A 23,845-nucleotide genomic window follows, 5' to 3' on the forward strand; every position below is an offset into this window, starting at 1 on the left:
CGGAGGCTCTTCACACCCCGGCCCGCTTACGGGCCTCCTCCACCAGCTCGACCGCCTCGGCAACCTGCTCCTCGGTGCTCAGCACCAGCGCCAGGTCGTGCCCGGCGACGGTGATCTGGTCGGCCGCCGCGAACATCCCGGCGTCCGGCATCTCGCGGGGCTCGGTCCCGGGCTCCTCCACCGCCTGGGTACGCCGGGCCATCTCCCGCGCCAGGGCCAGGGCCTCGGCGGCGGCGCTGCGTTGCAGCCGGCTCTGCGGGGCGGCGCGGAGCCGGTCGGCGAAGTGTTCCACTGCTTTGGTCAGGGGCGTCGTATCGAGCACCGCCCGAGCGTAACGCGGGCACTGTTGCCAAGCGGCGCGCGCTCGGGCACGGTGACGGTGAGGACCGGCCTGTATCCCCTTTGCGTCCGGAGGCGCCGATGTCCCAAGTCTTCTCCGAAGAGACCCATCGCAACATGCTCGCCCGCATTCCTCATTGCACCGGCCGCGCCGTCTCCGACTGGCTGCGCGCGGTGGAGGAGGGACCCGCCCTCGTCCGCTTCGAGGAGAAGGTGAGCTGGCTGCGGCACGAGCACAACCTGGCCTACGGCCACGCCAAGGCGATCATCCACGAGTACGACTTGAGGCGGGCCGCGCGCAAGCTGCGCTAGCAGCCGCGCCTCTCGCGCCACGCGAAGGGCCCCCGGTGTCGAACCGGGGGCCCTTCGCGTGCGCTGCGGTGTCGTCCGCTAGTCGTTGTTGCTGAAGATCGCGACCAGGCGGAGCATCTCGATGTAGATCCACACCAGGGTCATGGTGAGACCGAACGCGGCGAGCCAGGACTCCTCACGCGGGGCGCCGTAGGCGACGCCGTCCTCGATCTGCTTGAAGTCGAGGGTCAGGAAGAACGCGCCGAGCAGGATCGCGATGATGCCGACGATCGCGCCGAGCGGGCCCATGCTGCGCAGTCCGCCGTTCTCGGCGACGCCGAACGCGACCAGCAGCAGGTTCACCGCCATGACGACCACGAAGGCGATCGCGATGGCCATGCCGATCCGGGCGTACCGCGCGGTGACGCGGATCCAGCCGGCCTTGTAGACCAGCAGGGTGGCGCCGGTGACCGCCATGGTGCCCAGCACCGCCTGGAAGGGCGCGCCGCTCCAGCGGCTGTTGAACATCTCGCTGATCACGCCGAGGAAGACACCCTCGAAGGCCGCGTATCCCAGGATCAGCGCGGGGGACGGGGTGCGCTTGAAGCTCTGCACCATCGCCAGGACGAAGGCGATGATCGCGGAACCGACCGCCAGGCCGTAGCTGGTCGTGGAGACCGGCAGCAGCGTCCAGGCGAGGACGGCGCCGACGACGACCGTGCCGAGCGTGAAGGCCGAGCGGGTGACGACGTCGTCCATCGTCATCCGGCCGGCGGCGGGCGGGGCCTGCGGCGGGGCGCCGTGCGCGAGGTCGGGCTGTGCGTACGGGTTCTGGGCGTACGGATTCTGCGCGTAGGGGCTGCCCTGTGCGTACCCGGCCTGCGGTGCGGTGTTGAAACCGGCGTAGCCGTTGTCGCGGCTGAACCCCCGTCGCGAGAAGACCGGGTTGCTGCTCCTCATTTCACTCCTCCACGGCCGCGGTGTGCGGCCTCGGCCTCAAGAGTAATGGATTGGCAAAGGAAGGACCGTAATCCTTGAGGAGGATCTTTCCCTCGTCATGCTGCCGAACACGTTATGCCGAACCGGTGTTCCCGGCCATGGAGCAGCGATGCCCGGGGGACCTATGGGCTCCGTAAGAAAGAGGGCGTCCGCCCCCCGGAGGCGAAGAGGCCGGCCACCGGTCCGCGGGAGGCGCTCGCGGAACCGGCGGCCGGCCGGGGCGGGACGGTCAGGACGCGGTCAGTGGCGCGGCCAGCCGTCCAGTCGGCGGTGCAGGGTGACGTCGGGCCGCTCGTGACCCTTGGGCGCCTTGGCCACGGCGTTCTTGAGGATGCCGTTGACCTCGCCGGCCAGCGCGTCCACCTTGGTCTGCAGCTCGGTCGCGGGCAGGCCGGAGCGGGTCAGCGCGTCCAGTCGGTGCTGGATGTCGTCGAGCTGACGGCGGGCGCCCGCGTCCAGCTTGAGCGGGTTGGGCGTGGAGACGACGAACTGGTAGGCGCCCGCGAGGGTCTGGCAGCCGTCGCAGTACTTGTTGGCCGCGTCGCTGACGTTGACCGCCTTCAGCCGGTGCACGTCCCCGGCGATCGTGACGATCTGGAAGGACAGCGCGACCGAGCGGCACTTGTCGTCGACCGAGCAGCCCATGGAGACGGCGTTGGCCTGGTTGCGCACGGAGGCGGACCGGGTGTTGCCGAACTCGCGGACGGTGAAGGAGTCCTTCGCCTGGGTGTGGTGCAGCCGGTTGGCGTTGGTGAACACGTTGTCCGACACGATCGCGGCACGGGCGGGCCCGGTCGCGGCGTGGGCCGGGACGGCGGTCGCCACTCCGGCGGCGCCGGCGGCGAGGAGGACGGTGCGGACCGCGCGTCCGTTGAACGGACCGCTGCTCGCGCGTGGCTTTCGATGACTTCCCATGGAGTCTCCCGGAAGAAGTGGATGCGATGTGGTTCAGGGGGGTGCGACCCGCGTGGTCACACAGGGCCGTAGGGGGTCAGGACGACGCCGCCTGGGCCGGGGGGTCGGTGGACGGAGGCGTGCTCCCGGGCGGCTCGCTCGTGGGGAGGCTCTCCGTGGGGGTCGGGGTGGGGCTGTCGGTGGCGGAGCCCGTCGGCTCCTGCGACGGGTTGCCGCCCGTACCGCCGTTGCTCCCCGAGTCGCCGGGCTGGGTCGTCCCCTTGGTCGGCTTTTTGCCGGGCTTCGCCGAGGGCGAGGAGGACGGCTCCGGTGCGGAGGCGGACGCGCTGCCGGAGGCCGTGGCGCTCGGGCTGCCGGAGGCACCGGAGGGCGCCGCGCCGGGCACGGCCGAGGGCGACGCGGACGCGGTGCCGGGGCTCGCGGACGGGCCGCCCACGCCGTTCTCCGGCGTGGACGCGTCCATGGGCGGCGGCGCGGTCGTGGGCACCCCGGGCTGAAGGATCGGCGCGATCGGCGGCTTCTTGGGCAGCGGCTTCGGGGTCACGCCGGACATCCAGGCGTAGCTGAGCCCGCCGAGACCGACCAGCAGGGCCGCGCACAGCGTGACGCGCAGCGCGGGCCGTCCCGAGGTGGCGCGCTTGGCGGCCCGGAAGAGCCGGCCGCCGATCTTGATGGTGAGGTAGATGACACCCGCCATCGGGCACAGCAGCATGAAGGTGCCGAGCACCCCGACCAGGCCCTCGACGATCTTGCCGTCGGCGATCGCGGACCACGTGCCGACCAGTTGCTCGGTCAGCGAGCGGACCATGGTGGTGAGGATGCGCGGCAGGTTCCACAGGCCGTAGCCCAGCTCGGCGATGATCAGCGGGACCATCGTGAGCACCCAGGTGGCCACGATGACGCGGGCCGACTTCTTCAGCCCGGCGACCTCCTCGCGGGCCGCCCGCCCCTTGGCGGTGGGCAGCAGGGACAGGAGGATCGGCCTGATCTTGCCGTAGAGGTCCGGGACTCCGGCGAGGTCGCCCAGGATGTAGTAGCCGTCGAGACGGACGGCCGGCATGAGCTGTTCGAGGATCTCGAAGTGGCCGAGATAGACCGCGGCCAGGAAGAACTGTTCCCCGGTGGCGAAGTAGGCGCCGGCCATGGCCAGCATGAAGACGACGTTGAAGTAGACGCCGCCGAGGTCGGTGCGGATGCGCCCGCCGCGGTTGATCCGGTAGACGTCGGTGACGTCGGTGTACATGGACGGCCAGATGAGGAAGAGGCCGCAGCCGATGCAGCCCGGCCGGGCCCCGCCGTATCTGCACGCGGAGGCGTGGCCGAACTCGTGGAAGACGAGGGAGGCCACGGTGAGGAGGAAGACGATCAGGATCAGGACCGGCTGGTCGAGGACCTCCAGGACCGGTTCTATCGCCCCGAAGAAGCCGAAGAGCCACACGTCCATGGCGACGGCCGAGAGCAGCACGGCGGCGACGACCACCGGCTTGTGCAGCCACTGGAGCGAGCGGGCGATCTTGGCCGTGCGGCGCTCGTTGAAGATGACCCGGTGACCCTTGAGGGCCAGCAGCAGGTCGGAGCGCGGGGCGTCGACCTCGTCGCTCTCCTGGCCCTCGGGGACGGTCACGCCGAGCGGTTCGAGCTTGTTCTCCACCAGGTAGCGGATGTTCTCCCCGCTGACCTCACGGCCGAAGCGCGCGCTCACCCGGTGGGCGATGGTGTCGACGTCGCGGACGCCGTCGACGGACGACGCCACGAGATACAGCAGCCGCGAGAGCTGCACGACCTGCCCGTCCCCCCGACGGGCGATGTACTTGGGCTCGGTGAAGCCCGAACCCTGGTACTCGCCGTGCAGCTTCAGCCCCGCGCTGATGCGCGGAACGGGCCGGGACGGCACCTCCGCGTCCGGCAGACTGCCGGCCGCCACCTGCTCGTACGTCACCGGCCAGCCACCGGGCCCGGGCAGCGGGCCGGTGTCGTAGAGCGTGGTCGTGCCGTTTCCCGACACCGTCATGTGTGGTCTCCCCCCACGTCATGGCCGCCGCTTCCCCCCGGCATGGCCGCGGGGGCGGACCGCCCCGGACTCGGGCACGGTCCGCCCCCGTGGCCGCCTGTGCGGCGGTGCCGTTACTGCTTGACGGAGATCGCCTGGCCGGCCTGCGACTGGGCGTCCGACCACACGGAGTGGTCGTTGAGCGCGGCCGACTGGTTCGAGGCCTGGATGTTCGCGATGTGCTTGGTGACGTTGGTCGTCTTGTTGAAGCTGAACTTCAGCTTGCCGAGGGCCTCGCGGCCCGGCAGCAGCTCCGCGGACTCGGCGTCCAGGTCACGCATGTCCATGCTCATGATGGTGGTCCTTTCGGAAAGATCTCGGAGGGTGGTGGTGCGCGGGTGTTACTGGGAGACGCTGATGGTCTGGGCGGCGCCGGAGCTGGCGACGGAGAACGCCGAGTGGTCGTTCAGCGCGGCGGACTGGTTCGAGGCCGCGATGTTGGCGACGTGCTTGGTGACGTTCGTCGTCTTGTTGAAGCTGAACTTCAGCTTGCCCAGGGCCTCGCGACCCGGCAGCAGCTCCGCGGACTCGGCCTCGAGCTCGTGAGCGTCCATCATGATGAATTCCCCCTTGGGAATAGGCATTTCCGGTCGAACGGAGTCAGGTTCCCCCCGGACTCTGTCCGACTTGGTCGGACGAGCTGTCCAACGAGATTGGACACTAGGGCCTCGCGGGCACTCTCCGCAACCCGTTCGGGGAATCACCCTTTCGGCCGTGCCCCTACTCGCCCGTAGAATCCCCCCGACAGCGAGGTTCGGCGACCGGCGAGCAGGACGAGCGGGAAGTGACCAGGTGACCAACGCACTGCAGGAGCTGATTCGCGAGCGCCTGGACCGTGAGGGCTGGTCCTACGGCGACGTGGCGAGACGCGGCGGCGTCCCCCGCTCCACCGTCCACCACCTGGCCACCGCCGAGCGCGTGGTGCGGATGCCCCAGGCCACGACCCTGGAGGGACTGTCCAAGGGACTCGGACTCCCGTTGGACACCGTGCGGCGAGCGGCGGCGGAGGCGTGCGGCATCCACGTGTACGGCACGGCCGAGAACGGTGCGGCCGACGCCGGCGCGACGGGCGACCCCGAGGTCGACCTCCTCATCGCCAGCGTCCAGCGGCTCTCCTCCGACGACCGGCGCCATGTCGCCGCCCTGGTGGAGTCCCTGCTGGGCCGCTCCGCCAAGCGCCCGCCGGAGAACTGACCGCCTCTGGCCGCGGTTGCCCGCTCTTCGGCCCACTCGGAGCCCAAGTCGGAAAAAGAATGCAACTGGGCCCGAATATGCCGAGATACCCCGCTAGTCTCACGACTGCCCGAGGAGCGAGAGCCGCACGACCCCGGGCCCTTGGGGGGAACGTGTTGTTCGTGCATGGCGGGCCGGCCACCGCGGTGGTCCGCGGCCCCGACGGCGAGTCCGTCGTCCTGTTCTCCGGCGAACTGCCCGAGATCCTCACCGACGCGTCGGTCGGCGAACTCCTCGACCTGGCCGCCGCGATCCTGAACACGGAAGAACTGGCCCTCTTCCACACCTGCCTCCTCACCCTCCGCGCCAACGGGATGCGCGCGGGCCGGCGCATCGAGGCGGACGGGGTGGTCCTGACGGTGTACGAGGGCTGAGCCCGAGAGCCGGCTAGGCCGGGAAGGGACCGCCGTACCAGTGCTTTCGCTGGTCAGCGGTGGTGAGCATGTGCCCGGAGCCGGACTTGAACCGGCACGCCCGCGAAGGGGCAGCGAGGTTTAAGCTCGCCGTGTCTGCATTCCACCATCCGGGCAGGCCATGGGCTCCGCTTCGAGCTCCCGAGCCTATCGGGAGGCTCCCCGAGGACAGCGGAGAGTACGGACCGATGTTGTCTTATTTTATTGATGTCTGAGGGTGCATCAGACCACGGTGCACGCCATCCGCACTTGCCAACAGCGTGACGGGGCCGCGCCCGCCGCGCACGGGGAATGACGGAATTTCACCTACCGAACGAGGGCGGCCCACCTGTTCCCGGCGGGAGCGGTCCCACCGGGCTCCGGCCGCCGCGCCACCCGGGTGGCCTCAGGGTCGGGGGTCCTCCCCAGGTATGACACCGGGGCGCCCCGTCCGACCGGAGGCGGTTCCGGGAACCGGAGCAGCGGCTGACCGGCGCGGGGAAAGGGGAGGGGACGATGGATGTCCGTCCCCGCAGCCGTACCGACAGGAGCGCCCTTCCGTGACCACCACACCCACCGCCGGCCGGAGCACCGCCGTGGCAGCGCGCGCCACGGAGCTGTCCAAGATCTACGGGCAGGGTGAGACCCGGGTGGTCGCCCTGGACCAGGTCTCCGTCGACTTCCGCCAGGGCGAGTTCACCGCGATCATGGGGCCCTCCGGCTCCGGCAAGTCCACGCTGATGCACTGCGTGGCCGGGCTCGACAGCTTCTCCTCGGGTTCCGTGCGCATCGGCGACACCGAGCTGGGCTCGCTGAAGGACAAGCAGCTCACCCGGCTGCGCCGGGACAAGATCGGCTTCATCTTCCAGGCGTTCAACCTGCTCCCCACGCTCACCGCGCTGGAGAACATCACGCTGCCGATGGACATCGCGGGCCGCAAGCCCGACAAGGCGTGGCTCGACGAGGTCATCGGCATGGTCGGACTGTCCGGGCGCCTCACCCACCGCCCCGCGCAGCTCTCCGGCGGCCAGCAGCAGCGCGTCGCCGTGGCCCGCGCGCTGGCCTCCCGCCCCGAGATCGTCTTCGGTGACGAGCCGACCGGAAACCTCGACTCCCGCTCCGGCGCCGAGGTCCTCGGCTTCCTGCGCAACTCCGTGCGCGAGCTGGGCCAGACCGTCGTCATGGTGACCCACGACCCGGTCGCGGCGGCCTACGCGGACCGCGTGGTCTTCCTCGCCGACGGCCGGATCGTGGACGAGATCCAGGACCCCACGGCCGACAGCGTCCTCGACCTCATGCGCAGCCTCCCCGGGGGAAACCCCCAGACCCGCGAGTTCGACGCGAAGGGCCGTACAAGCTGATGCTCCGCACCGCTCTGCGCAACGTCCTCGCGCACAAGGCCCGGCTCCTGATGACCGTGCTCGCCGTCATGCTCGGCGTGGCGTTCGTGTCCGGGACGCTGGTCTTCACCAACACCGTCTCCCAGGCCTTCCAGAACAGCTCGGCCAAGGGCTTCGACGGGGTCGACGTCGCCGTCACCCCCCGCCGTCAGGCGTCCGAGGGCGACCATGTCGGCCACAACCCCGAGCTGACCGACGCCCTGCTCCAGAAGGCCGCGAAGACCCCGGGGGCGCGGTCCGTCACCGGTGTCGTCGGCGGCTTCACCGCCCTCGCGGGCAAGGACGGCAAGCTGGTCGGCGACGGCTGGCAGTCCTCCGGCGGCAACTACTGGGGCGACAAGGACCCCCGCTACCAGCTCGTCTCCGGCAACGCCCCGCACGGCGCCGACGAGATCGCGCTCGACTCCAAGACCGCGCGGCGCGCCGGGTACGAGGTCGGCGACAAGGCCCGTCTCTCGGTCGACGGCCCGGTCCTCACGCCGCGCGTCAGCGGCATCTTCACCACCGACGACGGCAACGTCTCGGCGGGCGGCAGCCTCACCCTGTTCGACACGCCGACCGCGCAGACCCTGTTCGGCAAGAAGGGCACGTACGACGAGATCGACGTGAAGGCCGCGCCCGGCACCAGTCAGGACGCGCTCAAGTCCGCCCTCGACAAGACGCTGCCGACCAAGCTGGTGGAGACCACGACCGGCAAGAAGCTCGCGGACGACCAGGCCCGGCAGATCGCCGACAGCATGAGCGGCCTCACCAAGGGGCTGCTGGTCTTCGCCGGGATCTCCCTGTTCGTCGGCCTGTTCATCATCGCCAACACCTTCACCATGCTGGTCGCCCAGCGCACCAAGGAGCTGGCCCTGCTGCGCGCGGTCGGCGCCTCCCGGGGCCAGGTCACCCGCTCGGTGCTGGCCGAGGCGGTCGTGGTCGGCGCGGTCGCCGCGGTCGCCGGACTCGCGGCCGGTGTGGGCATCGGCGCGGGGCTGCGCTCCCTGCTCGGCTCCTTCGGCGCCGAACTGCCCGACGGACCTCTGGTGATCACTCCGGGCACGGTGGTGGCCGCCCTCGTCGTCGGCGTCGTCGTCACCGCTCTGGCCGCCTGGCTGCCGAGCCGCCGCGCCGCGAAGATCCCGCCGATGGCGGCGATGAACAGCATCCACGCCAAGGCCACCACCAAGTCCCTGGTGGTGCGCAACACCCTGGGCGCGCTGTTCGCCGGGGCCGGTGTCGCGGTGGTCCTCGCGGGCCGGACGATGAGCACCGACCGCGGTCAGGTCGCGATGGGTCTGGGCGCCGTCCTGCTGATCATCGGCGTGTTCGTGCTGACGCCGCTGCTGTCGCGTCCGCTGATCGCGGCCGCCGCGCCCGCGCTGCGGATGTTCGGCGTCTCCGGCAGGCTGGCCCGCCAGAACTCGGTGCGCAACCCGCGCCGCACGGCGGCCACGGCGTCCGCGCTGATGATCGGCCTGACCCTGATCACCGGCATGACGGTGATGGCGGGCAGCCTCCAGAAGTCGATCGACAAGATGGCGAGCGACTCGATCAGCGCCGACTACGTCGTCTCGATGTCCACCCACGGCCCGCTCTCCCCGAAGGTGGCCGACAAGGTCGCCGGCGTCGACGGGGTCGCCGCGAGCAGCCCGCTGCGCAACGCTCCCTCCCGCATCGACGGCAGGACGGAGTTCCTGACCGGTGTCGACGGCCGCACGATCGGCGAGCTGACCGACCTGAAGACCGACCAGGGCACCTTCGCGGTGACCGGCACCCGCGTCGTCGTCGACAAGGACCGGGCGAAGCAGTACGGCTGGACGGCGGGGTCCCGCTTCACCGTGCACTACGCCGACGGCAAGGCCGAGCGCCTGACCGTCGCCGGGGTCTACGAGGGCAACGCCATGATCCGCGGCATCATGATCGACAACAGCACCCTCACCCCGCATCTGACCACCCCGTCCGACATGCAGGTCATGGTCAAGATGAAGGACGGCGCCTCGGCGGGCGCCAAGGACCGGCTGGAGAAGGCCCTCGGCTCCAACCCGGCGATCGCGGTCCAGGACAAGAAGGACATCTCCGACGGCGTCGCGAAGATCTTCACGTTCATGCTGAACCTGGTCTACGGCCTGCTCGGCATGGCGGTGGTCATCGCGGTTCTCGGTGTCGTCAACACCCTGGCCATGTCGGTCTTCGAGCGCTCGCAGGAGATCGGGATGCTGCGCGCGATCGGCCTGGAGCGCCGGGGCGTCAAGCGGATGGTGCGCCTGGAGTCCCTGGTGATCTCCCTGTTCGGCGGCGTGCTCGGCATCGGTCTGGGCGTGTTCTTCGGCTGGGCGGTCGGCGCGCTGATCGGCACGAAGATGCCGACGTACCAGCTGGTGCTGCCCTGGGACCGGATGGCGCTCTTCCTGTTCCTGGCGGCGGCGGTCGGCGTCCTCGCGGCGCTGTGGCCGGCCCGCCGGGCGGCCCGTCTCGACATGCTGACGGCGATCAAGGCCGAGTAGCACGGCACGCGCATACGCAGGGGCCCCGTTCCGGACCGGAACGGGGCCCCTGCGTATGCGGTCAGCCGTGCCAGGTGCGGGGGCGGAGCGGGAGGCCCGAGGTGCCCGGCTCCGGGGTGCGGACGGCGAGGACCTGGTTGACGCCGATCCGGTTGCGCTCGAAGGCGAGCGCGGAGGCGGCCATGTACAGCCGCCAGACCCGGGCACGGCCGTCCCCGGCGAGCCGTACCGCCCGCTCCCAGTCCTCCTCGAGGCGGGTGACCCAGGCGCGCAGGGTCAGCGCGTAGTGCTCGCGCAGCACCTCCACGTCCCGGACCTCGAACCCGGCACGCTCCAGCTGGGTGACGGTGGTGCCGAGAGGGGCGAGTTCGCCGTCGGGGAAGACGTAGGCGTCGATGAACCGGTCGACCTCGTACGCCGACTCGTCGCCCTGCGGGCGGCGGGCGATCTGGTGGTTGAGCAGCCGTCCGCCGGGCTTCAGCAGGCCGTACAGGTCGCGGGCGTAGTCCAGATAGCGTTCGGCGCCGACGTGTTCGGCCATGCCGATGGAGGAGATCGCGTCGTAGGGGCCGTCGCGCACGTCGCGGTAGTCCTGGACCCGGATCTCGACCCGGTCGGTCAGACCCTCGTCGGCGACGCGCTTGCGGGCGTAGGCGGCCTGCTCCTGGGAGAGGGTGACGCCGACGACGCTCGCGCCGTGCTCGCGGGCGGCGTGGATGGCCATGGAGCCCCAGCCGCAGCCGACGTCGAGGAGTCGCTGGCCGGGCTTCAGACCGAGCTTGCGGCAGACCAGTTCGAGCTTGTCGCGCTGGGCGGACTCCAGCGTGCCGCCCGTTCCGGGGGCCTCCCAGTAGGCGCACGAGTAGACCATGGACGGTCCGAGGACGATCTCGTAGAAGTCGTTGCCCACGTCGTAGTGGTGGCTGATGGCCCGCTTGTCGGTGCGCCGGGTGTGCAGATGGCGGCGGGGGCGGACCTCCTCGCGCGGCGGCGTGGGCGGCAGCGGGGGTCCGGCGAGCCGCAGCAGATCGCGTACGCCCGCCCGCACCGCGGGGTCGCGCAGGGCCTGGGCGAGGGTGCGGGAATCCTCATCGCGCTCCCAGATGAGGCCGGCCATCACGCCCAGGGCGCTGTAGAGGTCTCCCTCGATGTCGAGGTCGCCGGAGACCCAGGCGCGGGCGAGACCCAGCTCTCCGGGCTTGAAGAGGATCCGGCGCAGCGCCCGGCGGTTGCGCACGACGAGTACGGGTACGTTCGGCGGTCCCGCCTGGGAACCGTCCCAGGCACGGATCCGCACCGGGAGCGGGGCTCCCAGCAATTGCTCGGCAACACTCACCAGTCGCGACGCGGCGTCGGCCATGGCGCACACCTCCAAGACGGCAATCCCGGATGTCCGTTACCACGTAAACGACATGGCTACCCGGCACAGTCCCGCAATGGAGTTACAACAGGGCAAAAGAGCGTAGGCCGCCCGGCGGTGTGAAACGCCGAAGGGCCCCCCGCACCACGGACAGCGGGGAGGCCCTTCGGAGAGAACAGGTGACCGGAGGTCAGGAGGCCTTGGCCTTCTCCTCGGTCTTGGCGGCGGCGGGAGCCGGGGCCGGCTTGGCGGCCTCGTAGAACTCCTCGCGCGGGTGCTCCATGGCGCCCAGCGAGACGACCTCGCGCTTGAGGAACATCGCGAGCGTCCAGTCCGCGAAGATACGGATCTTGCGGTTCCAGGTCGGCATCGCGAGGCCGTGGTAGCCGCGGTGCATGTACCAGGCGAGACGGCCCTTGAGCTTGATCTTCGTCTTGCCGAGGACGATCATCGCCACGCCCTTGTGCAGGCCGAGACCCGCGACGGCGCCCTTGTTGGCGTGCTCGTACTCCTTCTGCGGGAAGCCCCGCATACCGGAGACCACGTTGTCGCCGAGGACCTTGGCCTGGCGCAGCGCGTGCTGGGCGTTCGGCGGGCACCAGGCGTTCTCGTTGCCCGCCTTGCGGCCGACGAGGTCCGGGACCTGGGCGTTGTCGCCGGCGGCCCAGATGTAGTCCGTGCCCTTGACCTGGAGGGTCGGCTCGCAGTCGACGTGACCGCGCGGGCCGAGCGGCAGGCCGTAGCGGGCCAGCGCCGGGTTGGGCTTGACGCCCGCGGTCCACACGATGGTGTCGGAGTCGACCTCGAGGCCGTTCTTCAGCACGACGTGGCCGTCGACGCAGGAGTCCATGGAGGTGGAGAGGTAGATCTCCACGCCACGGCTCTCCAGGTGCTCCTTGCCGTACTGGCCGAGCTTCGGGCCGACCTCGGGAAGGATCTTGTCGGCGGCGTCGACCAGGATGAACCGCATGTCCTCGCGGGACACGTTCTTGTAGTACTTCGCGGCGTCGCGGACCATGTCCTCGACCTCGCCGATGGTCTCCGCGCCCGCGAAGCCGCCGCCGATGAAGACGAAGGTGAGCGCCTTGCGGCGGATCTCCTCGTCGGTCGTGGAGTCGGCCTTGTCGAGCTGCTCCAGCACGTGGTTGCGCAGGCCGATGGACTCCTCGATGCCCTTCATGCCGATGCCCTGCTCGGCGAGGCCGGGGATCGGGAAGGTGCGGGAGACCGCGCCGAGCGCGACGACCAGGTAGTCGAAGGGGAGTTCGTACGCCTCGCCCACGAGCGGGGCGATGGTCGCGACCTTGCGGTCCTGGTCGATGGTGGTGACCCGGCCGGTGAGGACCTCGGCCTTCGGCAGCACGCGTCGCAGCGGGACGACGACGTGCCGGGGCGAGATGTTGCCGGCGGCGGCTTCGGGCAGGAAGGGCTGGTAGGTCATGTACGACCGGGGGTCGACGACCGTGACGGTCGCCTCGCTGTAGCGCATCTTCTTGAGGATGCGCCGAGCTGCGTACAGGCCTACGTACCCACCGCCTACTACGAGGATCCTGGGACGCTCCGTGGTGCTCATGGCATCGAGTATCCACCTGCCCCGGAGGGGTAGCTCGTGCGCCCCTTCACAAGGTTGGAGAGGGCCTGTGTTATCCTCCGCCGCTCACGTGACACAGATCATGTTCCATGCGGGGAACTCAAGGTCGTTCTGACCCGTTGTCAAGGCCGCGTGAGCTGGCCCTCCGGGTTCTCGGCACCCTCATGGATCGCCTCCCGAAGGCCCCTCGGACACCTCCACGAAACACCCGCGCAACGCTCTCGTGAGCACCCTTCAAGGGCCGTTGAGCCCCCGAATGGGTCAATGGGACCCCTTGCGTTGCCCCCGGGGGCCGAATTCCTTGTGAAGAACTTCACGAAGGTTTCCGGAGAAGGGTCGCGAAGCGGCGTGTCGGCCACTCCGCGACCCTGCTCATCCGTCGTACGGCCTGCTCAGCCGCTCACTACCGGGTGGTAACGAGACGTCTCCACAAGGCCGTACGGGCGCCCCGTACGGCCTTGTCCGCCCCGAGCGCTACACCAGGGACCAGGCGATGCCGTCGAGGATGTCGTGCTCGCTCACGACGACCTCCTCGGCGCCGATGCGCTCCATGACGGCGAGCAGGACCAGCGCGCCCGCGCCGATCACGTCGACCCGGCCGGGGTGCATCGAGGGGACCGCGGCGCGCTCGGCGTGCGTGGAGGAGAGCAGCCACTCGGTGATCTGGCGGACGCGGCCGCGCGTCATGCGGGAGTGGTGGATGCGCGCGGAGTCGTACTCCGGCAGCTCCTGGTCGATCGCGGAGACGGTGGTGACCGAACCGGCGAGGCCGACCAGGGTGCGCGCCTCGCGCAGCGGGACGGTCTGCTCGGCGAGGTCCAGCGCGGCTTCGATGTCGGCCCGCATGGCGGCGACCTGCTCGGCCGTGGGCGGGTCGGTGACCTTGCCGTCCTGGACCAGGTGACGCTCGGTCATGCGCACACAGCCCACGTCCACCGAGCGCGCGGCGCGCACGCCGTCCTCGCCGACGACGAACTCGGTGGAGCCGCCGCCGATGTCCACCACGAGATAGGGCCGGGCGAAGCCCTCGGCGCCGGTCAGCTCCTTGGTGGCACCGATGAAGGAGAACTCGGCCTCCTGGTCGCCGGAGATGACCTCGGGCTCGACGCCGAGGATGTCCACGACACCGCGCGTGAACTCGTCGCGGTTCTCCGCGTCGCGGGAGGCGGAAGTGGCCACGAACCGCACCTTCTCGGCGCCCAGTTCACGGATGACCCCGGCGTACTCGCGGCACGCGGCGAAGGTCCGCTCCAGCGCCTCGGGGGCGAGGCGGCCGGTGCGGTCGACGCCCTGGCCGAGCCGCACGATGGTCATACGGCGGTCCAGCTCGCGCAGCTCGCCCGTGGCCGGGTTCACGTCGGCGACGAGCAGCCGGATGGAGTTGGTGCCGCAGTCGACGGCGGCGACGCGGGTGAAACCGTCGGCGGACCGCGAAGCGGCCCCGGCGGACTCCGCCGTCTCCTCGGCCGCACCGCACGCCCCGCCCTCCGGCGTCACGCACGCGCCCTTGGCCCACCACTCGGGCAGCATCGCGAGGGCCTCGTCGCCGAGCGGGTTCACGCCCGGGCCCGCGGCCAGCGAGTGGGCGACGAGGACGTGCAGGCACTTGACCCGGTCGGGCATACCGCCCGCGCTGGGGAAGCCCGCGAGGACCTCGATCTCGTCGCGGCGCCGGATGTAGTCCTCGTGCGCGGCGCGGTAGGCGGCGGCCAGCTCCGGGTCCGTCTTCAGCCGCTCGGTCATCTCCTTCATGACGCCGTTCGCCTCCAGCGTGCCGATCGCCGAGGCGGCGCGCGGGCACGTCAGGTAGTACGTCGTCGGGAAGGGCGTGCCGTCGGGCAGCCGGGGGGCCGTCTCCACGACGTCCGGCTGTCCGCAGGGGCACCGGTGGGCGATGGCCCGCAGACCGCGCGGCGGACGGCCGAGCTGCTGCTTGAATGCCTCCACGTCGGCTGCGGTGGGCTCGGTGCGCGGAGTGGGCGGCGGGGGCGTTTCCATGACTGCTTCCAGAGTGGCTTTCTGTGGGTCACCGGCGGATGCCGGTCACTGGTCGGAGGCGTCGGCCTTGTCGACGCCGTCCCAGACGTTCGCGTACCAGGGCCGGTGGGCGGCCCCCCTGTCCGCGCGGGACTGCTTCGCCGCGCCGGGGTCGACGACCACGTACCCGGTCTCGCCGGGCAGCACGTAGTGCAGCCTGCGCCGGATCTGCTGTTCGGCGTAGGCGTCGTCCTGCCAGCGCGCCTTGGTGTCGCGCAGCTCCTCGACGCGGGCGCGGGCCTGCTGCTGACGGCGCTGGAGGTCGGCGATCTCGGCACGCTGGGAGACGTACTGGCGCATCGGATAGGCGAGCGCGACGATCAGCGAGCACAGCACCATGGCGAGCAGGGCGGCGCGGCCGGTGAGCCGGGAGCGGCGGGCCTGGCGCTTGGTCTGGGAGCGGTAGACGCGGGCCGCGGTCTGCTCGCCGAGCAGCCGCAGCCTGGTCGTGGTGGAGAAACGGTCCCGGTCCCTCGTGGCCATCTTCCCCGCCTCCCGTTCACGCGTACGTCCCCGGACACGGTACGGGACCGGGTCCGGGGACGTAGGACGACTGGCGGGAGCCGGCTCCCGCGCGGGCCCGGCCCTCGTCGGAGGGCCGAGCCTTCAGGGCGATGATCAGCCCTTGCCGTGCTTACTGGTTCGCGGAGCGAAACCGCGGGAAGGCGCTGCGCCCGGCGTAGACCGCGGCGTCGTCGAGGATCTCCTCGATGCGCAGGAGCTGGTTGTACTTGGCGACGCGCTCGGAGCGGGCCGGGGCGCCGGTCTTGATCTGGCCGCAGTTGGTGGCGACGGCGAGGTCGGCGATCGTGACGTCCTCGGTCTCGCCGGAGCGGTGGGACATCATGCACTTGTAGCCGTTGCGCTGGGCCAGCTCGACGGCGTCCAGGGTCTCGGTCAGCGAGCCGATCTGGTTGACCTTGACCAACAGGGCGTTGGCGACGCCCTCGTCGATGCCGCGGGCCAGGCGCTCGGGGTTGGTGACGAACAGGTCGTCACCGACGATCTGCACCTTGTCGCCGAGGCGGTCGGTGAGGACCTTCCAGCCGGCCCAGTCGTCCTCGAACAGCGGGTCCTCGATGGAGACCAGCGGGTAGGCCGCCACCAGCTCCTCGTAGTACTCCGTCATCTCGGCGGCGGAGCGGTCCTTGCCCTCGAAGAGGTACTTGCCGTCCTTGTAGAACTCGGACGCGGCGACGTCGAGCGCCAGGGCGACCTGCTCGCCCGGGGCGTAACCGGCTTCCTTGATGGCCTCGATGATGAGGTCGAGGGCCTCACGGTTGGAGCCGAGGTTGGGGGCGAAGCCGCCCTCGTCGCCGAGGCCGGTGGACAGGCCCTTGCGCTTCAGAACCTTCTTGAGGGTGTGGTAGACCTCGGCGCCCCAGCGGACGGCCTCGGAGAAGGACTCCGCACCGATCGGCGCGATCATGAACTCCTGGATGTCCACGTTGGAGTCGGCGTGCGAGCCGCCGTTCAGGATGTTCATCATCGGCACCGGCAGCAGGTGCGCGTTGGGGCCGCCCAGGTAGCGGAAGAGCGGCAGGTCGCTGGCCTCGGCGGCGGCGTGCGCGACGGCGAGGGAGACGCCGAGGATGGCGTTGGCGCCGAGCGAGCCCTTGTTGTCGGTGGCGTCCAGGTCGAACATGGCCTGGTCGATCAGGCGCTGCTCGGTGGCGTCGTAGCCGACCAGCTCCGGGCCGATCTGCTCGATGACGGCGAGGACGGCCTTCTCGACGCCCTTGCCCTGGTAGCGGTTGGGGTCGCCGTCACGGAGCTCGATGGCCTCGAAGGCACCGGTGGAGGCACCGGACGGAACGGCGGCACGACCCGTGCTGCCGTCGTCGAGGCCGACCTCGACCTCGACCGTGGGGTTGCCTCGGGAGTCCAGGATTTCCCGGGCTACGACGACGTCGATGGACGGCACGAGCATCTCCTTCTTGGATGTGACGCTGAGATGTGCGGGGCGGTGTGCCGTACGGCACGGCCTTGCGACTAGAGCCTAACCGTCCCCGGGGTGTCGGCCGTCGACCGACCGTCCCGTGGACAGGGAGACCGTACTCATTGTTCACGCCCGGAACAAAGGGGTGTCGGGGGGTCTGGCCAGCGGGGTGCCGCGGGGCCGGGCCGCGGCGCCAGGGCAGGGGCCCCTCGGGACGGCCCAGGGGGCGCGAAGCCCCGCTCCGGCGCGTACGGGGGAACACGCGCCGGTGCGGGGCCTGGTGGGGGGAGGGCTCACCGCCGCCGTGCGTGGGGCGGCGGTGCGGTGAGCGGGTGCGAAGGGGCGCCGCTCGCGGGCGGCGCGGGACCGCTACTTCAGGTGCAGCATCTGGCCGGGGTAGATGAGGTCGGCCTTCCGGACGATGTCCTTGTTGAGGTCGAACAGCTTCTTCCAGCCGCCCTTGACGTGGTGCTCGGTGGCGATGGTGCTGAGCGTGTCGCCCTTGACGACCTTGTACTCGCCGTCGCCCTTCTTGACCTTCTGGCCGGTCGGGGTGGTGACGGTCGCGGCGGGACGCTTCGCGGAGCGCGAGGCGGCCTGAGGGGCGGTGGTGCGCGCGGCGGCGTCCGTCGTGGCCTTGGCGGTGTCCGTGGTGGTCTTCGCCGCGGTGGACGGGGTGCTCGCGGCGGCGGAGCTGTACGGCGTGCTGGACAGCCCCGTGCCGCAGACCGGCCAGGCGCCCTTGCCCTGGGCGGCGAGCACCTTCTCGGCGATGGTGATCTGCTGGTCCTTGGTGGCCTTGTCGGCGGTGGCGGCGTACTGCGTGCCGCCGTACGCGGCCCACGTGGAGGCGGAGAACTGCAGGCCGCCGTAGTAGCCGTTGCCGGTGTTGATGGACCAGTTGCCGCCGGACTCGCACTGGGCGACGGTGTCCCACTCGGAGGCGGTGGCGGCGGAGGCGTTGCCGGCCGCCATCAGCGGACCGGCGATCGCGGCGCCGGTGACACCGGCGAGCGCGAGGGTGCGGACGGCCTTGGCCGGGCGACGGTGCGTGCCCTTGCTGGAAAACAGCATGGATCGATCCCCTCACCGACGCCTGCGAGGTGAGCTGTCGGGTTCGGGCCGGTTGAGTTGCCCGGCCACCCTCCCCGTCGTGGAGGGGGTGGCTTCACCCCAAGCCCGTCCCGGCGTCAATCACCGGTCGGGGCACTTACCTTGGTTCCCCCGCTCCTGCCGGCGGCGCTTGACGCGTCGACTGTTCCCGGATGACCGCTGGCAGGATTCGGCGTACCGGTCATCGGGGCTCGTGGTGACGAGCGGACCGACCGTAGACACGGACACAGGGGAATTTCAAAGACGATCAGGGCCCTTGAGACTCATCCCACACTTTCGCCAAATAGGACATACACCTAGAAGAGGGACGTCAATCCCGTGCCGATTCGGGCTACTTGCCGTCCGTCCCGCCGGGCACCTCGAGCGTCCGACCAAGGACAAGCGCGTCCGGGTCGCCACCGATGGCCTTCTTGTTCGCGGAGTAGAGCGCCTGCCAGCCGCCGTCGACGTCAAGGGAGTCGGCGATGGACTCCAGCGTGTCGCCCTCGTGGATGGTGTATGTGCTCGGGGAGGGCAGTGCGTGACGCCCGGTGTTGTCCGTCTCCTGACCGCTTGTCACGCTTTCGTCCGCGCTGCCGCCGCGGTGGCGGCCGCCACCGGAGAGCGCGCCGGTGTCGACCAGGCTCCAGGAGCCGCCGTCCTGCCAGGCGTCGTCCGACTCCTCGGAGGCCGGGGTGGAGTAGTCGCCGGAGGTGCCCGCGTCGCCCTTCGAGGCGGCGGCGCCGGACTTGGCGTCCTTGCCCTTGCCGGAGTCCTTGGCGTCGGCGTCCTTGTCCTTGCCGTGCGACGGCTTGGCCAAGGCGTCGGCGGAGGAGTCGGACGAGGCCGACGCGGAGGACGAGTCGGACGGCTTGCCCGACTCGGACGAGCCGGACTTACCGGCGGAATCCGACGCGGACGGCGAGGCGCCGTCCTTGCCGTCGGAGGAACCGGTGCTCGGGGAGGCGGTGTCCGCGACGCCCGTGTCGACGTCCACCGAGGCGGAGTCGGAGGTGAGACCGGCCGTCAGGGCGCAGGTCGCCCAGTGGGTGGTGCCCTGCTCGGCGAGGATCTTCTCGGCGACGGAGATCTGCTGGGAGCGGCTGGCCTGGTCGGCGGTGGCCGCGTACTGGTCGCCGCCGTACTTGTCCCAGTCGTCCTGCGAGATCTGGAGACCGCCGTAGTAGCCGTTGCCCGTGTTGGCGCTCCATGAGCCGCCGCTTTCGCACTCGGCCACCTTGTCCCAGGTGGTGCCGTCGGCCGCGTGGGCGCTGGCGGCGCCGAGGAGCGGGATCGCGATGGCGGAGGTGGTCACACCGGCCGCGACGAGGAGCGCCGGAGCCTGGCGGGGGCGACGGTGACGACCGTTCCCGGAGAGCATACGGGGGCCTTTCGTACGACAGCAGTACGGCGTGGCGAGTGGTGCTCGGCGCCACACTGATGGGTGAACGTATAGGCAGACGATCGCTTGTCACAAGTTCATGCCGCACAGATCACGTGAAGATCACATCGTTGAGTGTCCGTCATGTTCCTGTTTGGCGGTGCGTGTTCGGTGGGTAAGGCTGGTGGTCCGCGCCGCGGGTCCGCTCACTCGTGCGCCGTGCTCGCCGGGGTGAACTCCACCGGGAGCGTGCGCAGGCCGCGCATGATGAGCCCGCCCCGCCAGCGCAGTTCGGCCGGTTCGACGGCAAGGCGCAGATCGGGCAGCCGGGTGAAGAGCGTGGCCAGCGCGGTCTGCCCCTCCAGACGGGCGAGCGGGGCGCCCAGGCAGTAGTGGATGCCGTGCCCGTACCCGAGGTGCTGGTTGTCGGCGCGGCCGAGGTCCAGCACATCGGGTTCGGCGAACCGGGCGGGGTCGCGGTCGGCCGCCGCCAGCACCACCAGCACCGGGTCCCCGGCCGCGATCTCCTGCCCGCCGAGGGTGAACGGCTCGGTGGCGAACCGCCAGGTGGCCAGCTCCACCGGGCCGTCGTAGCGCAGGAGTTCCTCCACGCCGGTCTGGAGCAGGCCGGTCTCCCCCGCGGCCAGCGAGCGCTGGAGCCGGGCGCGCTCCTCCGGGTGGGTGAGCAGGGCGTAGGTGCCGTTGCCGATGAGGTTGACGGTGGTCTCGAACCCGGCGAACAGCAGGATGAACGCCATGGCCGCGGCCTCGTTCTCGGTGAGGTGCTCACCGTGGTCCGAGGCGCGGATGAGGCCCGAGATCAGGTCCTCACCGGGGGCGGGTTCGGCGGGCAGCGCGGCCCGCTTGCGGTGGATCAGCTCGGCCAGATAGCCGCGCATCTTCTTGACCGACCGCGCCACTCCGCCCCGGGGGCCGCCGCCGTGACGGATCATCATGCCCGCCCAGTCCCGGAAGTCGTCCTGGTCCTCGCGGGGGACGCCGAGCAGGTCGCAGATGGCGTAGATCGGGAGCGGGAAGGCGAAGTCGTGGATGAGGTCGGCGGAGCCCTTGGCGGCGAAGGCCCCGATGAGGTCGTCGGTCAGCCGCTGCACCCGGGGCGCGAACTCGGCCACCCGGCGCGGGGTGAACGCCTTGCTGACCAGCCGGCGCAGCCGGGTGTGGTCCGGCGGGTCGATGTTCAGCAGGTGCGTCATCAGGTCCGCCTTGCGCTCGCCGGGGATACCGGTCTTGCCCTTGGCATGCGCGGGCTCGTCGTGATGCGCCGGGTTCTTGCTGAGCCGGGGGTCGGCGAGCGCCTGGCGGGCGTCGGCGTACCGCGTGACCAGCCAGGCCTCCACCCCGCTGGGCAGCCTGGTCCGGTGCACGGGCGCGTGCTCCCGCAGCCAGGCGTAGGCGGGGTAGGGGTCGGTGGCGAACTCCCAGGTGAAGAGGTCGGGGGCGGGCTCGCCGGGACGGTCGCAGGAGGGCTGATCGGTCACGGGTCGACGGTATCCCGGGGGCGGTGCGGGGCACCCGGCCAGGCTCTTTGGCTAGGGGGCGTCTGAACCGTTTCCCTCCGCCGTACGTATCGCATCCCGGTAGACCCGTGCGGCCGCGCGCAGCGCCGCCTCCGGGTCGACCCCCTCGGACTCGGCGCGGGCGGCCAGGGCCAGGAGTTCGTAGCCGATGCCGTCGCCCTCGGGGAGGGGGACGTCCAGGTGGGCGGTGCGGGTGCGGGAGGCGAGCTTGGCGGCGAGCGCGAGACCGGGCTGCCCGAGCGGCACGCCCTCGGTCACCGAGGTGCGCTGCTTCTCCTCTGCCTTGGTGCGCAGCCAGTGCCGCTTGACGTCCTCCGGCGTCTCGGCCGTCTCGTCGCCGAAGACGTGCGGGTGGCGGTGGACGAGCTTGGCGACGATGCCTCCGGCCACGTCGTCGATGTCGAAGGGGGCGTCGGGGTCCTCGGCGGCTATGCGGGCGTGGAAGACGACCTGGAGCAGCACGTCGCCCAGTTCCTCCCGCAGCTCCTCGCGGTCGCCGGCCTCGATCGCCTCGACCATCTCGTACGCCTCCTCGATGCCGTACTTGGCCAGGCCCTCGTGGGTCTGCCGGGAGGACCAGGGGCACTCGGCGCGGATGCGGTCCATGACCTGCACGAGGTCGAGGAGGCGGGCGCCGGGCAGGTCGTAGGAGGCGGGCAGCAGCTCCAGGTCGGGCATCCGCACCCGGCCCGACCCGGCCAGCCGCGCCAGTCCGTCGGTGAGGGCGGGCTCGCCCTCACCCGTGGCCACGACCACCACCGTGCGCCCGCCCGCGCAGGCGTCGACCAGCTCCTCGGCGGTCGGGGCCGCCTCGGACACCGCTATACCGGCCTCGCGCAGATAGGGCACCTGCGGATGCGCGCCGTCGGCGCACAGCACGGCGTCGGCGGCGTGCAGGGCCTGCCAGGCGGGCCAGGACAGCAGGCCGGGCGCGACACGGTGGCTGGTGGTGAGCAGGACGATGCGGCCGGGGGCGGCTTCGGTGCTGGTTGCGTTCACGATCCGAACGTAACCCACGGTGCGCGGGGGCGTCGCGAGTTGTCCACAGGGGGCGGGGAGTCCTGTGATCGTAGGACTGCGGCCGGCCTCGTGGGCCTCGCCGCAGCCGCCGCCGGGACCACCCGCTCCGCCTGAGCCGGCTGAGCCACTAGGCCGGCTGTGCCGCCGACGCGTCCCGTACCCACGGCGTCCGGGCGTCCACCCGGCTGCTCTTGGTCGCGTCCCAGGTGCCGTAGCGGGGGTTGAGGTCGATGTGCAGCTTCTTCGACGCCTGCGACAGGGCCTTCCAGAAGGCGGGCTGGGTGGTGTCGGTGCCGAGCTTCGCCGCGAGCTTCTGGGCCTCGATCTGGAGGCGGAGGTTGTCGTCGAGGCGCTCGGGGGCGATGCCGTACTTCTGGAGCCACGCCGCCTCCAGGCTCTTGGCGCCGCCCGCCTGCTTCTGGAGGTCGGAGCGCAGCTTCTGTACCTCCCTGCGGGAGACGCCGACGCCCGCGTCCCGCGCGGCCCGGGCCAGCACCTGGTCGAGGACCATGGTGTGCAGGGTGTCGCGGGTGAGGCTGCCGGTGGAGGCGAGGACCTGCTGGTACTGCGTCTCGTCGGGCGACGCGGCCCGCTGCGCCGCGCGTACCTCGTTCACCCGGCTCTCCAGCTGGGCGACGGTGATGCGCTGCCCGCCGACCACCGCCGCCGCGCCCGGGTGGGCGTCGCTCCCGCAGGCGGTGAGGAGGGGGCCCGCGGCGACGATCGCGGCGGAGAGGACGAGCGCGGAGCGACGGCGGCGGTGCAAGGGGACCTCCTGAGGAGTTTGTGCGGCGGTGCACAAGGTCTTGCGGTGATCGATGGTAGGCAGCCGAGCTGCTCCGGCCAACCCATAGGACCAACGATTCACCACGAGTTCGGGCACCGCCGCGTCACTCCGGAGGGCGTGTCAGCCGGTGATGGCCACCGGCGCGTCCCAGGCGTCGCGGTCCACGGTGAGCGTGACGCCGCCGTGCGACTCCTTGCTGTTCACCATGTACTGGTGCGCCCGGCTGTGGCCGGTGAACTGCGTGGCACCCCACGGCCAGTCGGAGGTGGTGGTGTTCGTCTTGTCCCACAGCGCGTACCAGAGGTTGCCCGGCAGGTCCGTCCTGTCGGAGGCGGTGGCGATCGCCTTGGCGCTGGAACTGGTGAAGCCGTAGTAGCCCGCGCGGTAGGTCTTGGCGTGCAGGGCCTTGTCGAACGCGCGCACATAGGTGAGCACGGTGTCGTTGCACGCCTTGTCCGTCGTGTCGTACGGCTCCATGTCCAGGTAGATCGCGCTGCCCGCCTTCATGCCGAGCCCGGATGCCTTGGCCACCGCGTCGGCGGCGTCGGACGCGCCGAGGGAGGCGGCGTTGGAGGCCGTCATCTTCTCCGGGTTGGAGCCGGTCTGGCAGGACGGCTGGGCGCCCACGTAGATCGGTACGAGCTTCCAGCCGAGCGTGCTGACCGACTTCACCCAGGAGGCGGTCAGGTTGGGCTGGGCGCAGCCGCGGTTCTTGCCGCCCACGTAGACGGCGGCGGCGCCGTAGAAACCGGTGTGCCACGCCTTCATGGTGGACAGCGAGGGCGCGGTGCAGGTGTCGAAGGCCCGCCCGGTGAACGTCTTCTGCGCGGGCCAGGTCGTCGCCGCCATGGACGCCGTGGCCGCCGCTCCGGCTCCCGCCACGACGGCCGCGCCGGCCGCCGACCACGCGATGTACCTGACCTTCTTCGACTGCCGGTGTCCGGCCATCCCCACCCCTGTGTACGTACGAACGAAAAGGACGTGTCGGCGTC

Annotated in this window: 22 protein-coding genes, 1 tRNA gene, 1 pseudogene and 1 riboswitch; of the genes and pseudogenes, 5 read left to right on the forward strand and 19 right to left on the reverse strand. The window is 70.9% G+C overall.

The window, feature by feature from the left end; all coding sequences use genetic code 11:
* Positions 1–10: 10 nt before the first annotated feature.
* Positions 11–322 (reverse strand): hypothetical protein, encoded by a 312-nt coding sequence (locus ACWEEU_RS00300; protein WP_385749923.1) that lies wholly within the window; start codon positions 320–322, stop codon positions 11–13.
* A gap of 98 nt (positions 323–420) precedes the next feature.
* On the opposite strand from ACWEEU_RS00300, the gene ACWEEU_RS00305 reads away from it, so the two are divergent.
* Positions 421–651 carry a DUF4287 domain-containing protein gene (locus tag ACWEEU_RS00305; RefSeq protein WP_199585621.1) on the forward strand — a complete coding sequence of 77 codons (231 nt, stop codon included), beginning with the start codon at positions 421–423 and terminating at the stop codon, positions 649–651.
* Positions 652–729: 78 nt separating this feature from the next.
* On the opposite strand, the gene ACWEEU_RS00310 is transcribed toward ACWEEU_RS00305, so the two are convergent.
* The 5 genes from ACWEEU_RS00310 to ACWEEU_RS00330 form a co-directional block, all read right to left on the reverse strand.
* The gene (locus tag ACWEEU_RS00310; RefSeq protein WP_451726883.1) at positions 730–1,590 is read right to left on the reverse strand and encodes a Bax inhibitor-1/YccA family protein; all 861 of its coding nucleotides are present in this window, start codon (positions 1,588–1,590) and stop codon (positions 730–732) included.
* Between the two features lie 279 nt (positions 1,591–1,869).
* Positions 1,870–2,544, reverse strand: a complete 675-nt coding sequence (locus tag ACWEEU_RS00315) for a hypothetical protein (protein WP_385749929.1) — start codon at positions 2,542–2,544, stop codon at positions 1,870–1,872.
* 76 nt (positions 2,545–2,620) lie between these two features.
* The gene (locus ACWEEU_RS00320) at positions 2,621–4,555 is read right to left on the reverse strand and encodes a zinc metalloprotease (RefSeq protein WP_385749932.1); all 1,935 of its coding nucleotides are present in this window, start codon (positions 4,553–4,555) and stop codon (positions 2,621–2,623) included.
* Positions 4,556–4,668: 113 nt separating this feature from the next.
* Positions 4,669–4,887: a hypothetical protein gene (locus ACWEEU_RS00325; RefSeq protein WP_385749934.1), complete on the reverse strand. Its 219-nt coding sequence runs from the start codon at positions 4,885–4,887 to the stop codon at positions 4,669–4,671.
* Between the two features lie 48 nt (positions 4,888–4,935).
* A complete protein-coding gene (locus tag ACWEEU_RS00330) occupies positions 4,936–5,151 on the reverse strand; it encodes a hypothetical protein (protein WP_385749937.1) in 216 nt (71 codons plus the stop codon).
* Between the two features lie 235 nt (positions 5,152–5,386).
* Here ACWEEU_RS00330 and ACWEEU_RS00335 point away from each other — a divergent pair, with 235 nt between their 5' ends.
* Together ACWEEU_RS00335 and ACWEEU_RS00340 are read left to right on the forward strand one after the other, a co-directional pair.
* Positions 5,387–5,788: a helix-turn-helix domain-containing protein gene (locus ACWEEU_RS00335; protein WP_385749939.1), complete on the forward strand. Its 402-nt coding sequence runs from the start codon at positions 5,387–5,389 to the stop codon at positions 5,786–5,788.
* A 161-nt stretch (positions 5,789–5,949) separates the two neighbouring features.
* Positions 5,950–6,201 (forward strand): hypothetical protein, encoded by a 252-nt coding sequence (locus tag ACWEEU_RS00340; protein WP_385749941.1) that lies wholly within the window; start codon positions 5,950–5,952, stop codon positions 6,199–6,201.
* Positions 6,202–6,272: 71 nt separating this feature from the next.
* On the opposite strand, the gene ACWEEU_RS00345 is transcribed toward ACWEEU_RS00340, so the two are convergent.
* Positions 6,273–6,356, reverse strand: a tRNA-Leu gene (locus ACWEEU_RS00345).
* A 423-nt stretch (positions 6,357–6,779) separates the two neighbouring features.
* Between ACWEEU_RS00345 and ACWEEU_RS00350 the strand changes: the two genes are divergently transcribed.
* Together ACWEEU_RS00350 and ACWEEU_RS00355 are read left to right on the forward strand one after the other, a co-directional pair.
* Positions 6,780–7,580 carry an ABC transporter ATP-binding protein gene (locus ACWEEU_RS00350; RefSeq protein WP_385749943.1) on the forward strand — a complete coding sequence of 267 codons (801 nt, stop codon included), beginning with the start codon at positions 6,780–6,782 and terminating at the stop codon, positions 7,578–7,580.
* Positions 7,580–10,108 (forward strand): ABC transporter permease, encoded by a 2,529-nt coding sequence (locus ACWEEU_RS00355; protein WP_451726889.1) that lies wholly within the window; start codon positions 7,580–7,582, stop codon positions 10,106–10,108. Before ACWEEU_RS00350 ends, ACWEEU_RS00355 begins: the two co-directional genes overlap by 1 nt.
* Positions 10,109–10,169: 61 nt before the next feature.
* Here ACWEEU_RS00355 and ACWEEU_RS00360 read toward each other — a convergent pair whose 3' ends face one another.
* The 12 genes and pseudogenes from ACWEEU_RS00360 to ACWEEU_RS00415 all read right to left on the reverse strand — a co-directional run bounded on the left by ACWEEU_RS00360 (position 10,170) and on the right by ACWEEU_RS00415 (position 23,801).
* Positions 10,170–11,468, reverse strand: coding sequence for a class I SAM-dependent methyltransferase (locus tag ACWEEU_RS00360; RefSeq protein ID WP_385748218.1), 1,299 nt, complete (start codon positions 11,466–11,468; stop codon positions 10,170–10,172).
* Positions 11,469–11,658: 190 nt separating this feature from the next.
* Positions 11,659–13,041, reverse strand: a complete 1,383-nt coding sequence (locus tag ACWEEU_RS00365; protein ID WP_451726892.1) for an NAD(P)/FAD-dependent oxidoreductase — start codon at positions 13,039–13,041, stop codon at positions 11,659–11,661.
* Positions 13,042–13,533: 492 nt separating this feature from the next.
* Complete coding sequence (locus tag ACWEEU_RS00370; RefSeq protein ID WP_451727566.1) at positions 13,534–14,436, reverse strand: Ppx/GppA phosphatase family protein; 903 nt, start codon at positions 14,434–14,436, stop codon at positions 13,534–13,536.
* Between the two features lie 168 nt (positions 14,437–14,604).
* Positions 14,605–15,057 (reverse strand): annotated as a pseudogene (locus tag ACWEEU_RS00375) (DUF501 domain-containing protein); the annotation flags it as partial.
* 45 nt (positions 15,058–15,102) lie between these two features.
* Positions 15,103–15,579, reverse strand: coding sequence for an FtsB family cell division protein (locus ACWEEU_RS00380; RefSeq protein WP_385748222.1), 477 nt, complete (start codon positions 15,577–15,579; stop codon positions 15,103–15,105).
* Between the two features lie 151 nt (positions 15,580–15,730).
* Positions 15,731–17,020, reverse strand: a complete 1,290-nt coding sequence (gene eno / locus ACWEEU_RS00385; protein ID WP_385748224.1) for a phosphopyruvate hydratase — start codon at positions 17,018–17,020, stop codon at positions 15,731–15,733.
* A 384-nt stretch (positions 17,021–17,404) separates the two neighbouring features.
* The gene (locus tag ACWEEU_RS00390; RefSeq protein ID WP_385748226.1) at positions 17,405–18,109 is read right to left on the reverse strand and encodes a transglycosylase family protein; all 705 of its coding nucleotides are present in this window, start codon (positions 18,107–18,109) and stop codon (positions 17,405–17,407) included.
* A gap of 4 nt (positions 18,110–18,113) precedes the next feature.
* A riboswitch (cyclic di-AMP (ydaO/yuaA leader) is annotated at positions 18,114–18,287 on the reverse strand.
* A 192-nt stretch (positions 18,288–18,479) separates the two neighbouring features.
* The gene (locus ACWEEU_RS00395) at positions 18,480–19,508 is read right to left on the reverse strand and encodes a transglycosylase family protein (protein WP_451726898.1); all 1,029 of its coding nucleotides are present in this window, start codon (positions 19,506–19,508) and stop codon (positions 18,480–18,482) included.
* Between the two features lie 206 nt (positions 19,509–19,714).
* Positions 19,715–21,007, reverse strand: a complete 1,293-nt coding sequence (locus ACWEEU_RS00400; protein WP_451726901.1) for a cytochrome P450 family protein — start codon at positions 21,005–21,007, stop codon at positions 19,715–19,717.
* Between the two features lie 51 nt (positions 21,008–21,058).
* On the reverse strand, positions 21,059–22,045 hold the full coding sequence (locus tag ACWEEU_RS00405) for a nucleoside triphosphate pyrophosphohydrolase (RefSeq protein ID WP_385748231.1): 987 nt from the start codon (positions 22,043–22,045) through the stop codon (positions 21,059–21,061).
* 148 nt (positions 22,046–22,193) lie between these two features.
* Positions 22,194–22,832, reverse strand: coding sequence for a SurA N-terminal domain-containing protein (locus ACWEEU_RS00410; protein WP_451726905.1), 639 nt, complete (start codon positions 22,830–22,832; stop codon positions 22,194–22,196).
* A 141-nt stretch (positions 22,833–22,973) separates the two neighbouring features.
* The gene (locus ACWEEU_RS00415) at positions 22,974–23,801 is read right to left on the reverse strand and encodes a glycoside hydrolase domain-containing protein (protein WP_385748235.1); all 828 of its coding nucleotides are present in this window, start codon (positions 23,799–23,801) and stop codon (positions 22,974–22,976) included.
* Positions 23,802–23,845: the final 44 nt, after the last annotated feature.

The sequence above is a fragment of the Streptomyces sp. NPDC005004 genome (assembly GCF_053600675.1).

Bases quoted from the DNA above. Each gene is read 5' to 3' on its own strand.
- ACWEEU_RS00305 (WP_199585621.1), top strand. From the start codon at position 421: ATGTCCCAAGTCTTCTCCGAAGAGACCCATCGCAACATGCTCGCCCGC.
- ACWEEU_RS00310 (WP_451726883.1), bottom strand. From the start codon at position 1,590: ATGAGGAGCAGCAACCCGGTCTTCTCGCGACGGGGGTTCAGCCGCGAC.
- ACWEEU_RS00315 (WP_385749929.1), bottom strand. From the start codon at position 2,544: ATGGGAAGTCATCGAAAGCCACGCGCGAGCAGCGGTCCGTTCAACGGA.
- ACWEEU_RS00320 (WP_385749932.1), bottom strand. From the start codon at position 4,555: ATGACGGTGTCGGGAAACGGCACGACCACGCTCTACGACACCGGCCCG.
- ACWEEU_RS00325 (WP_385749934.1), bottom strand. From the start codon at position 4,887: ATGAGCATGGACATGCGTGACCTGGACGCCGAGTCCGCGGAGCTGCTG.
- ACWEEU_RS00330 (WP_385749937.1), bottom strand. From the start codon at position 5,151: ATGATGGACGCTCACGAGCTCGAGGCCGAGTCCGCGGAGCTGCTGCCG.
- ACWEEU_RS00355 (WP_451726889.1), top strand. From the start codon at position 7,580: ATGCTCCGCACCGCTCTGCGCAACGTCCTCGCGCACAAGGCCCGGCTC.
- ACWEEU_RS00360 (WP_385748218.1), bottom strand. From the start codon at position 11,468: ATGGCCGACGCCGCGTCGCGACTGGTGAGTGTTGCCGAGCAATTGCTG.
- ACWEEU_RS00365 (WP_451726892.1), bottom strand. From the start codon at position 13,041: ATGAGCACCACGGAGCGTCCCAGGATCCTCGTAGTAGGCGGTGGGTAC.
- ACWEEU_RS00380 (WP_385748222.1), bottom strand. From the start codon at position 15,579: ATGGCCACGAGGGACCGGGACCGTTTCTCCACCACGACCAGGCTGCGG.
- ACWEEU_RS00390 (WP_385748226.1), bottom strand. From the start codon at position 18,109: ATGCTGTTTTCCAGCAAGGGCACGCACCGTCGCCCGGCCAAGGCCGTC.
- ACWEEU_RS00395 (WP_451726898.1), bottom strand. From the start codon at position 19,508: ATGCTCTCCGGGAACGGTCGTCACCGTCGCCCCCGCCAGGCTCCGGCG.
- ACWEEU_RS00415 (WP_385748235.1), bottom strand. From the start codon at position 23,801: ATGGCCGGACACCGGCAGTCGAAGAAGGTCAGGTACATCGCGTGGTCG.